1 protein-coding gene and 1 pseudogene are annotated in these 645 nt (G+C 60.5%); one reads left to right on the top strand and one right to left on the bottom strand.

Annotated elements, in window-relative coordinates; translation table 11 throughout:
• The coding region (locus GIB19_RS28135) for a carboxymuconolactone decarboxylase family protein (protein WP_446731412.1) at positions 1-259 on the top strand (259 nt) is incomplete at its 5' end.
• Here the strand turns inward: GIB19_RS28135 and GIB19_RS28130 are convergent.
• Positions 252-645: pseudogene (locus tag GIB19_RS28130) on the bottom strand (PLP-dependent aminotransferase family protein); the annotation flags it as partial. The gene GIB19_RS28135 and the pseudogene GIB19_RS28130 overlap by 8 nt on opposite strands.

Here is a 645-nt window from a genome sequence, read left to right as displayed (position 1 = left end):
ATGGCGTGAGTCAGGGCTGTTTTCGCCAGTAGAGCGGGCGGCGCTGGAGTGGACTGAAGCCCTAACCCAACTGCCGCCTCATGGTATCTCCAACAGCCTGTATGCGAGTGCGCTTGAGCAGTTTTCCGAGCAGGAGCTGTCGGATTTGTCGTTCCTAATCGTCGCCATCAATGGCTGGAATCGCCTCAATGTGGCCTTCCAGGCGATCCCCGGCTCGTCCGATGAGCTGTTCGGCCTGAACAAGGCCAACCTCAACTGAGTAACTTGCTGATCAACGCGCCAAGCTGCTCGCCTGGAGCCGTCGTGGCGCAGTTGGTAAAACTCAGGAGCAGACCTGACTGACGCTGCGATGACGCAGCCCAGCGCGACAACGCTTGTACCGACATACCCCTGGCCAGCACCTGCTCGGCCAGGGCGGTGTCGCTTACGTCCTCCGGCAAACGCAGTACTAAGTGCATGCCGCCTGGCGAGCGTTCCACCTGCAGACCCTTCGGCAAACTCCGGTCCAGTGCTTCGATGGTCAATGCCCGTCGCTCGTTGTAGAGGCGGCGCATGCGTTGGATATGCCGAGCGAAGTGTCCCTCGGCAACGAACTCCGCCACCAAAGCCTGGGTAATTGACGGTGACCCGGCAGCAAACAAGGCC

The sequence above is a fragment of the Pseudomonas sp. ITEM 17296 genome (assembly GCF_028895205.1).
GTDB lineage: Bacteria > Pseudomonadota > Gammaproteobacteria > Pseudomonadales > Pseudomonadaceae > Aquipseudomonas > Aquipseudomonas kermanshahensis.
The sequence above is the reverse complement of the archived record's forward strand: the minus strand, read 5'-3'. Positions and strand labels throughout refer to the sequence as shown.